Source organism: Edaphobacter sp., from assembly GCF_035532915.1.
GTDB lineage: Bacteria > Acidobacteriota > Terriglobia > Terriglobales > Acidobacteriaceae > Edaphobacter.
In genome coordinates, this window is the sequence record NZ_DATKQC010000316.1 from 1 (window position 1) to 9,777 (window position 9,777).

Genomic DNA, 9,777 nt, shown 5'->3' on the forward strand with positions numbered 1-9,777 from the left:
ACGACGGCAGAACGTATCCGTCAGGTTCAAGACTTTCTTGAGATTCCGGTTGCTGTGGAAAATGTGAGCAGTTATGCCGAATTTCATCAATCCCAAATGACCGAATGGGAGTTTCTCAATGAGGTAGTCGAGGCGGCAGACTGTGGAATCCTGCTCGACGTTAACAATATCTATGTCTCATCGCAGAACCATGGATTCAATCCATCGGACTATATAGACAGCATTCCTGTGGAGCGTGTTGCGCAGATCCACATCGCCGGCCACTCAAAGTTTGAGAGATACACCCTCGATACGCATGACCATCCTGTGCTCGATCCGGTATGGGCGCTCTATGCTCGCGCCATCGAGCGTGTAGGCGAGACCGCAACCCTGCTCGAATGGGACGACAATATCCCGAGTTTTGACGAAGTCCATGCGGAGGCACTGAAGGCTACGCGCTACCTCACCGCTTCAGTCACGCCAGAGAGTCCAACGCGCTCTGAAGATGCCGTACGCCATGAGGTGATGCACTCATGAACCTGTTAGAACTGCAAAGGCGAATGGCCGAGGACGTCATGCGGCCACTCACGCCTGATTTCAGGATGCAAGGTTCAACCAGCGATGGAGGCTCGATCCAGAAGCTGGCCGAGAGCTACATCAAGCCGAACGAACTGCTCTCTTCCGCAGATCGTCTTGAGATATACAACCGCCAGTACTGGTTCCGTGTCATGGGAGCGGTGGCGGAAGATTATCCCGGAGTATTAGCAATTCTCGGCGAAGAAAAATTTGATCAGCTGGTGCTTGCTTACCTCAAAGAGAACCCATCGACTTCGTTCACGCTGCGAAATCTTGGCTCGAAGTTATCTCATTGGCTAGAGGGCCATCCCGAGTTCGCGCCCAGGCGTCATGATCTGCTTGTGGACGTAGCAAAGCTCGAATGGGCCTACATCGAATCGTTCGACCGCGCGAGTCTCTCTCCTTTATCCGAGCTGGATATTAGTGGTTTGACTGCGGAATCTCAGTTATCTTTACAGCCCCATCTGCAGTTGCTGGATCTGCGTTACCCGGTGGACGAACTCATCCTTGCTGTGCACCGCGAGACTGAGCCCGCCGGAGTTGCCAGCAATGCAGCTTCTGAACACAAGCATAAAAAGCTGAAGCGCCTGCCAACCATGCGGCGTTCGGTGATTCGTTTGGCCATCCATCGTCTTGAGAACAATGTTTATTACAGGCGAATCGACCGTGAGGCATTTCTTCTGCTGTTGGCAATTCAGGAAGGAGCTACGCTCGGTGCCGCCATCGAGAAAGCCTTCAGCGATAGTAAGTTGTCCGCAGCAGACCAGGCAGAGAAGATCCAAGAGTATTTCGCACACGCAGCCGGACTAGGCTGGTTTTGCCTTCCTCCCGATCATTCGCCCACGAAGTTATAGGGTGTGGTGGAAGCCGAAATGCAGATACTCTTCGATGCCAATCAGCACAAGCGTCGCGAGAGATAACAGAAGCTGCACTCTCTCCATCCTTAATTTCCCAGGACTCAAGGGTTTCTGGCGCCATTGCGAGGCGGGTCGATTGCGAAGGTAACGAACATGCAGGAAGATCGCCAGGTTCAATAACGAACCTACCAACGCGATTGCAATCATGGGGCGCCGAATCCAGGCTGCATGAAAGCGGGCCAGATCTGCTCCGGCCCCTGTCGTCAGCGCAAGCGCACCAATCCCAATCGTGAGACGAAGGCCATTGATCGCGACAACGGCTCCGCAGATACTTTGGAGAAGCGCAAAGAGAAAACTTGACCACGCAATCGCGCGCCGAGTGTTGGTCGCCTCGCCTTGCAATAGGCGGTCCGAGAGATCGGTTGACTGCAAAGGCGGAACAGAATTGATCGGCATGAGAACTCGTCAGAGGGAACTGAGATCCTAAATCTCCCTCGTATTTGAGGATTTTATATGAGCTTCACGGTGATATGCATGAAGGGGTCTTGATTGCCTATCGAAAGTCACGCCTGCTCAATCGCTCTTCAGCGGTGCAGGCTCAAACCCTCCAATCTCCTCGTCCAGGCGTGCGTGCAGTCGTTCGCTGAAACCGAGCGGCAATTCGAAGGTTCGCTCATCCGCCGTCAGGATCAGAATGTTGCGCGTCGAGTCGAGAATGGCCGAGCAGATTTCGCAGTGCTCTAAGTGCAGTTGCACCTGTTCCTTCACCTCCGCGGAAAGCGTGTCATCCAAATAACCGGAGATATGGTCCCAGACGTGTTTGCAATCTATAACCATGGCAGCCACCTACGTTTTGGATTCACTTGTTTCAGCTGAGGAGCTAAGCGCTTCTGTAGCATTATTCGTGCTCGATGCAGCCGCACTTTTACCGCCGCTACGCTGATGCCCAGCGTCTCCGCGGTCTCATTTACGCTCAGTTCTTCCATGTCCCGTAAAACGAAGGTCTCCCGGTAAATCAACGGGATGTCCGCCACGGCCTGCTGCAGTAGCTGCCGTATCTCCAGCCGCTCCACCGCCTCCGACGGAATCTCTCTCCAGTCGCGCAGCAGCGCGGGAGACACGTGCCCTTGTTCATCAGAAGGCTCGTCCAGCGATTCCATCGGCACGGCGTTCTTGCGGCGAAGACGGCTGCGCGCCTCATTTAGCGTAATGCTGATGAGCCAGGTACTGAATTTTGACTCAGAGCGGAAATTCTTAAGGTTGCGAAAGGCTTTTAGAAAAGCCTCCTGCGCGACATCTTCGGCATCGGCTTCATTTTTGAGAAGGGTAAGCGCCATCACATAGACTGTTCGCTCGTGAGGGCGAATCAAGCTATGAAATTCGTGCGTATTACCGGCCAGAATCGAAGCGATGAGCTGCCCCTCTTCCGGAATGGTGCTTCCTTCGATCATAGTGTTTCAGTCCGTACCCGATAGCGCTTTGCCAGCATTGCATCGACAGAGATCAATCCCGCACCGAACACCAGAACCATAGCAGAGGCGAACAGAAACGTGTAGGGAGCAGCCGCATAGAACTTGCCTGGATCGGAAAAGACGGACAGCAGCGCCTCGCGGTCCGCGGTCCAATAGGCAGCCAGCATATTCACTGTCAGCAGCAGGCCTATCAATCTTGAGCCAAGCCCCAGAATCAACAGGATTCCACCAACGAATTCCAGTCCTGCCACAAAATGCGCGGTCACTCCCGGAGCGGGGAGGTTGAGGCTCGCGAAGAAATCGGTAACTTTGTCGAGATGGTGCAGCTTGCCCCAGCCCGACTGCACCAGCTGCCATCCCCAATAAAGACGAACCAGCAGCAGAAAGGGGGTTTGTAGATAGGCCGCCAGTTTTGAAAAGTGTGTGTACAGTCCGATAAAACTCTTCATCGCGCCTCTTCCGTTACTTCGCGCATCATTAGAGCGATCAACGGCCAGGAAGTTACAAACAAAGACTTTCGTCAGAAATGCCCTTTAGTTAAAACAATCGTTGCATCCGTGATCAAGATGCAACGAAAGTTGTACTCATGAAACCGCTACTAAGGGATAAAGTTGCACGGTACCCCTTGATCTTCATTCACTTGCGAGATGCCGGATAGAGCATACGCATTGTTTATTTTATCTGCGGTTTCTCTTCTCCAGGCCCTTTGCAGGAAACACGGTGACCTTCAGGTCCGATCCGTAGGTGCTTTTTAGGAGTGTTTATTTTGAAACGATTTGGATTCGTGCGTCTGATCCTTTGCCTCTGCGTGTTCGTTTTCAGTGTTCACGAAGCGTCTGCCCTTGATGCAACTCTGACTGGCGATGCCAGTGTGAACTCAGCCCATTCGGGGTTCAATTACGGAGCACTCTCGAATCTGTATGTCGGAAATGGGAGTACAGCTTTTCTCCAGTTTGATCTGTCGTCGTTGCCTGCGGGAACGACTTCGGCTCAGGTGAGCCATGCGACGCTGACGCTGTTTGTGAACCGCGTCAATACGGCCGGAACCGTGACGGTGTCTCCGGTCAGCGGGAGCTGGGGCGAGTACAGCATTTCGTCGTCAACGGCACCGGCGACGGGAAGTTCAGTTGGCAGCCTTCCAGTTTTGTTGGCGGGTCAGTATGTCACCGTGGACATTACGTCGCAAGTGCAGGCGTGGGTGAACGCACCGGCGAGTAACAACGGGCTGGCATTAGCCTCGAGCGGGGCGAATGTGCTCTTTGACAGCAAAGAGAATGATGAGACCAGCCATGCTGCTCGGCTTGATATCACGCTGGTCAATCAAGGGCCACAGGGAGTTCCAGGAGTTGCGGGAGCGACTGGCGCTGCTGGTGCGACTGGGGCAACCGGACTTCAGGGGCCGCAGGGGGTTCAGGGGCCGATTGGACCTGTTGGTGCAACCGGAGCAATTGGAGCCGCTGGAGCTGTAGGAGCCACCGGGCCTCAAGGGCCTCCTGTCAATTTTTTGGGAGCCTGGAGCACTGCAACGACCTATTCCACGGGAGACGCTGTCTCTTATAACGGCTCCAGTTATATCTCTTTGCAGAATGCCAATATAAGCAACAACCCGGCTACGGCTACGGCGGAATGGGCGCTGCTGGCCGAGCAGGGAGCAACTGGCGCTACCGGAGCACAGGGTATTCAAGGTGTTCAGGGAGTACAGGGTCCCGTGGGGCCGATCGGACCTATTGGCGCAACCGGACCGCAAGGCCCGACAGGTTTGACGGGAGCCACTGGAGCCACTGGTGCGACCGGGCCAGCGGGTCCGACCGGCGCTACAGGTGCTGCTGGTCCTCAGGGACCTCAAGGACCACCGATCAGCTTTAAGGGTACCTGGAGCAACAGTGTGGCTTATTTGATTGGCGATGCGGTCTCCGAAAATGGGACGAGCTATATCGCGCTGATTGCGAATTCCGCAGTCAATCCGGCAACAGATGTCACCGGGAGCTGGGCGGTACTGGCGCAAGCCGGTGCAACTGGCGCTACGGGAGCCACGGGAGCTGCGGGCGCAACTGGAGCAACCGGCCCCACCGGACCAACCGGAGCGACTGGAGCGACCGGGCCCGCAGGCGCGAATGGGAGCGGGATCAACACTATCTCCTATGCCATGGAGTTTACAAATCCGGGGTCAGGGGCAGCAGGGACGACCTATTTCTTCTCGCCGCTCTACGCCACCGGCACTTTTACGGGTAATACCACAATTGGAGGCAATTTCGTAGCCATGCCTGTGGCCTGTACGATGAGCGCTCTCAATGTCGGAGTCAATAATTACCAGACTCCGGCTGCGGATGTAACAACGCTCACCGTCTATAAGAATGGCGTTGCCACAGCGATGACCTGCTCCGTAACTACAAATAACAGCGGATCGAGCTGCCAGGACGCGACGCATACGTTCTCCGTCGTTGGAGGCGACAGTATCAGCGTTGCCTTCTCGGAGTCCAACGTCAACCCGTTCAACAATGTGGTCGTCAACCTGGTTTGCCAGTAGCGGCCGTCTGTGTCTACGAGGGGCCAGACAATCTGCAGCACCAGCCAGAGCGGGGGAAGAGACAGCAAGCTTGCCCGCCCGGCGCTGAGGATGCGCTGCAACCCCTTAGGGTGGTTCAGCATACGGAAGTAGAACGAAGCATCAACGAACGAAAGGAATACAGAGTATGGACCCTTTTTTAGGTGAGATCAGGATGGTCGGCTGGAACTTCGCGGCCAACGGATGGGCGCTTTGCAACGGGCAGTTGATGTCGATTAGCCAGAACGCCGCGTTGTTTTCCCTGTTGGGCACGACGTACGGAGGGGATGGCGTACAGACATTTGCTCTGCCCAATCTGCAAGGCCGCGTTCCCATCCATCAAGGCAATGGAAACGGTCTTAGCCCCTACATCATGGGGGACTCCAGTGGCAGCGAGACTGTAACCCTTACCCCCACTCAGATTCCGGCGCATAACCATCTGATGGGAGTCAGCAACCTAACCGGAACGGTTGCCGATCCAACCAATGCGATTCTGGCTCAAGGTAATTCCGGAACGGCAAGAGCCCCGGTCGCAGTCTCCGGCTATGTTTCGACGGCCGCTACGGGGACTTTGGCTCCTGCGGCAATTTCAATGACGGGCGGCAGCCAGGCGCACAACAATCTCCAGCCCTATCTGTGCGTCAACTTCATTATCGCGTTGCAGGGCGTCTTTCCATCACGTCAATAGCCGGCGGTATGCCGGATGGCGCAAGCCTCCGGCATGCTCCTTCGTTGCATTCAAATGAAATCCGAGTCGGAATCTCATGGCAGCAGTAGTTCAAATACCGGAAGCAATCTGTCATCTGCGCCAGGCGGGCATCGCGGATGAAGCATTTCTGCTGGAGCTTTATGCGCAGACGCGTGCCGAGGAGCTAATGCACTCCGGAATGGACGCGTTGCAGCGCGAAGTATTTGTGCAGATGCAGTTTCGGCTTCGTCAGGCGGCATACGGTGTAACTCACCCGACGGCGTTGAGCGAGATTATCTGTGCCAATGACGGAACGGCGTCAGGCAGGATTCTCACCGATCGAACGATGGATGGGATGCACCTGGTCGATATCGCAATAGCACAAGACAGACAGCGGCAGGGAATTGGAACGCAGATCATTCAGGAGCTGCAGCAGGAATGCATGTCGCGTCACTGGAAGATGAGTCTGCAGGTGTTGAAGGGCAGTTCAGCAGAGCATCTCTATCGGCGGCTCGGATTCAGATTAAAGGGTGAAGATTCACTTCGCAGGCAGATGGTCTGGGATGGGACGAAGATTTGAAAAGCACAAAGGATAAATTGCAGTCCGGAAAAGCGCGCACGCCAAAGGCAGTGAGTCCTCACGTTCTACCGTCCTGGTGGCCGAGGCTGAATCATGCCGCCTCGCGCCTGTTCACGATAGCGCTCGTCATTGGAACGGGAGCGGCTGCCAGCGGCTTTCGCGCATTGGCACAGACTGCGCCGGCCAGCAACGTACAAGCCACGGCGGCCTCTTTGGCTGCTCCGGCCCAGGTTGCATACGACACCGCGAGAAATCTCTACATCGCAGACCTGAACGACAATGTCATCCGCAAGGTAGACCTGGCCGGCATCATAACGACCGTTGCAGGCACCGGAGAGCAGGGCTTCTCGGGCGACGGTGGCCCGGCTACCAGCGCGCAACTAGACTCTCCCGCGGGAGTGGCCGTTGATGCATCCGGCACCATCTATATCGCGGACACGCACAATCACCGCATCCGCAAGGTCAGCGGCGGCACGATTACAACGGTAGCCGGAACCGGCACCGCGGGCTTCTCTGGAGATGGCGGCGCAGCCACCTCAGCCACGCTGGGCAACCCCACCGCACTCGCAGTCGATTCAAGCGGCAACCTCTACATCGCCGACACCGATAACCATCGCATCCGCAAGCTCACCACCACCACCACCATCACGACCATCACCACCGTTGCAGGCAACGGGGAGCAGGGATTTTCGGGCGATGGTGGCGCAGCAACCTCCGCGTCAATTGATTCTCCCAATGGAGTGGCCGTCGATGCGGCAGGCACGATCTACATCGGGGATACCCACAACCAGCTTGTGCGCGCCGTCAACGCCTCGGGCACCATCTCGACTTTGGCTGGCAATCGCAACAAAACCTTTGGCGGCGATGGCGGCCCTGGAACGTCCGCGTCGCTGGCTCGCCCTCGTGGCCTCAGCGTCGATGCGCAGGGCAACCTCTATGTTGCCGACAGCGACAACAATCGCATCCGCCTTATTACCAACCCAGGCACAGGAAGCATTATTACGACGGTGGCAGGCAATGGCTCCCAGGGATTTGCGGGCGACGGCGGCCCCGCGGTCAATGCCATCCTCGATACGCCTCGCGCGCCTGCAGCGTTGTCTGGCGGGGCATTTGCGCTGTCCGATACCAACAACCAATTGGTTCGCCTTGTGGGGATGGATGGAGTGATTCACACGATCGCCGGACAGAACTCAGGCACCGGAGGCGGCAAGGGTTTCTCTGAATCCCTTGTACTCAGCGGTGCCTCCAGCGTTCCCTACGGCAGCGGCTCGCTGACGGCGACCTTCAGCAATGCCAGCCTTACGGCGACGGGCCAGGTCAGCCTGCTCGACATTACCAGCGGCTCAACCTCGGTAGGCTCCGCGCCGCTGACAAGTAATGTGGCAACCATCAGTACGGCGACGCTATTGCCCGGCTCGCATCGACTTGTGGCCAGCTATGGCGGCGATGCCTTGAACCCTGCCATCACGAGCAGCGTCTTTGTCCTCACCGTCGCTCCGCCGCCGATTACGGACTTTACCCTCACCGCAACCGGAGCGACGACTCAATCCGTTAATCCCGGACAAACCGCGACCTTCAGCTTTGCTCTCCAACCACAGGGCGGCGTGCTGAATACTCCCATTTCTTTGACCGCTTCGGGACTCCCCCCTGGAGCGACCGTGGTCTTTACGCCTACAACGATTGCCTCGGGCAGTGGAGCCACCACTCTAAGCCTGTCCATTAAGACAGCGTCGCTGAAAGCGGCAAATACTCCTCCTTCATCGCCTCTAAGAGCACCGCTGCTTCCTATTACAGCAGCCGTGTTCCTGCTGCCGGTGCTACGAAATAAGCGTCTCCGCGCGAGGTCTGCCCGTATGCCCCGCACCCTGCTCAGCATCCTGTTCGTGCTGATCGCAGGCGCTGCAACCCTTGGGCTGACTGGCTGCGGCAGCGGCGGCTTCTTCGCACAGGATCCGCAGACCTACACGGTGACGATTACTGCCACCGCCACCGCCCCGGCGAATACAACCTTGCAGCACACCACCACGGTCACGCTGGCCATTCAATAAGACCGCAGAGGAGCAGGCGCGCACGCATGAGAATTAATTTGCTTTTGATGTCGGCAGTATTGATGGGAGCGGTGGCCTCCGTCTCTGCTCAAACAGCTTCGCAGCAGGCTGGCGATCTGGGGCCAACGGTTTCGAAGAGCCACCCTATCGCGCTCTCGGTCGGCTATATCGCAATGATCGGCAACGCGCCCCCGGGAACCTGCGGTTGCTTTCTGCTGAACGGCGGCAGCAGCGAAGAACTGTTCCATGTCTGGAAGAGTATCGCGGCAGTAGCCCAGGTAACAGGCAGCCGAACCGACCATGTTCCACAGTCGCAGCAGGGCCTCAGCCTGATTACCTATATGGCTGGCCCGCGCTACTCGTTTCACACCATGCGGCGGCTGACCCTCTATGGGCAATTTGTTATCGGTGGCGTTCACGGATTCGACAGTTACTTCCCCAAATCTGACTCGCAGTCCACCGGTGCTGCGAACTCGCTGGCCTTCGCTCCCGGCGGTGGCCTTGAAGTTGGTGTCAGGGACTGGCTCTCAGTCAGGGCGGTTGAGGGCGAATATCTCCTCACCCATCTGCCCAACAACATTAATGATCATCAGCACAATCTTCGGATCAGTTCAGGAGTGGTCTTCCGCTTCTCTACCTGGCGGTTGAATCGCTAGACGATCACTCGATCGTCTTTCTCTTTATCCTCAAAAATCTTGTCAAGCCCCCAAGTGACGTAAGCTTCAGAAAACAGACGAATTAGATATTGCAAATTAGTTTCCCTTGATTAGCTATAATTAAGACAGAAGCAGAAACAAGTTGGCCCGACAGCGATGTCGGGCCAACTTGTTTATAATCAAGACTTTACAAAATAAACCCTTTGAATGCAAGACTTTACCCGTCAAGTCTGGGGGGAGGGCGTACAGTCTGTGCGAGCCGAACATAGCGCTTTACCGGGAAGAATCAAGCACGGCTCATATTAACGAAATGCGCGATTGACATGTCTCGAAAATCGGATATTCTTTGCACCAGAAGTAGTGCAAAAACAACCGT

11 protein-coding genes are annotated in these 9,777 nt (G+C 56.2%); 7 read left to right on the forward strand and 4 right to left on the reverse strand.

The window, feature by feature from the left end; all coding sequences use genetic code 11:
• Positions 1-516, forward strand: a 516-nt coding sequence (locus tag VMU57_RS14955) for a DUF692 family multinuclear iron-containing protein (protein ID WP_325384804.1), incomplete at its 5' end; no start/stop codon positions are given.
• 23 nt (positions 517-539) lie between these two features.
• A complete protein-coding gene (locus VMU57_RS14960) occupies positions 540-1,409 on the forward strand; it encodes a DNA-binding domain-containing protein (RefSeq protein WP_325384806.1) in 870 nt (289 codons plus the stop codon).
• Here the strand turns inward: VMU57_RS14960 and VMU57_RS14965 are convergent.
• The 4 genes from VMU57_RS14965 to VMU57_RS14980 form a co-directional block, all read right to left on the reverse strand.
• Positions 1,404-1,868 carry a hypothetical protein gene (locus VMU57_RS14965; protein ID WP_325384808.1) on the reverse strand — a complete coding sequence of 155 codons (465 nt, stop codon included), beginning with the start codon at positions 1,866-1,868 and terminating at the stop codon, positions 1,404-1,406. The genes VMU57_RS14960 and VMU57_RS14965 overlap by 6 nt on opposite strands.
• Before the next feature lie 117 nt (positions 1,869-1,985).
• On the reverse strand, positions 1,986-2,249 hold the full coding sequence (locus VMU57_RS14970) for a zf-HC2 domain-containing protein (RefSeq protein ID WP_325384810.1): 264 nt from the start codon (positions 2,247-2,249) through the stop codon (positions 1,986-1,988).
• Entirely contained in the window at positions 2,240-2,863 is a 624-nt protein-coding gene (locus VMU57_RS14975; protein WP_325384812.1) for a sigma-70 family RNA polymerase sigma factor, read from the reverse strand. Before VMU57_RS14975 ends, VMU57_RS14970 begins: the two co-directional genes overlap by 10 nt.
• Positions 2,860-3,333, reverse strand: coding sequence for a DoxX family protein (locus VMU57_RS14980; RefSeq protein ID WP_325384814.1), 474 nt, complete (start codon positions 3,331-3,333; stop codon positions 2,860-2,862). The genes VMU57_RS14975 and VMU57_RS14980 overlap by 4 nt, the downstream gene beginning before the upstream one ends.
• Positions 3,334-3,692: 359 nt before the next feature.
• Here VMU57_RS14980 and VMU57_RS14985 point away from each other — a divergent pair, with 359 nt between their 5' ends.
• From VMU57_RS14985 to VMU57_RS15005, 5 genes are all read left to right on the forward strand, one after another.
• Positions 3,693-5,411: a DNRLRE domain-containing protein gene (locus VMU57_RS14985; RefSeq protein ID WP_422653411.1), complete on the forward strand. Its 1,719-nt coding sequence runs from the start codon at positions 3,693-3,695 to the stop codon at positions 5,409-5,411.
• 166 nt (positions 5,412-5,577) lie between these two features.
• Complete coding sequence (locus tag VMU57_RS14990) at positions 5,578-6,117, forward strand: phage tail protein (RefSeq protein WP_325384818.1); 540 nt, start codon at positions 5,578-5,580, stop codon at positions 6,115-6,117.
• Positions 6,118-6,193: 76 nt separating this feature from the next.
• Positions 6,194-6,697 (forward strand): GNAT family N-acetyltransferase, encoded by a 504-nt coding sequence (locus VMU57_RS14995; RefSeq protein ID WP_325384820.1) that lies wholly within the window; start codon positions 6,194-6,196, stop codon positions 6,695-6,697.
• Between the two features lie 17 nt (positions 6,698-6,714).
• Positions 6,715-8,745: an Ig-like domain repeat protein gene (locus VMU57_RS15000; RefSeq protein ID WP_325384822.1), complete on the forward strand. Its 2,031-nt coding sequence runs from the start codon at positions 6,715-6,717 to the stop codon at positions 8,743-8,745.
• Between the two features lie 26 nt (positions 8,746-8,771).
• On the forward strand, positions 8,772-9,401 hold the full coding sequence (locus VMU57_RS15005) for a hypothetical protein (protein ID WP_325384824.1): 630 nt from the start codon (positions 8,772-8,774) through the stop codon (positions 9,399-9,401).
• Positions 9,402-9,777 lie beyond the last annotated feature (376 nt).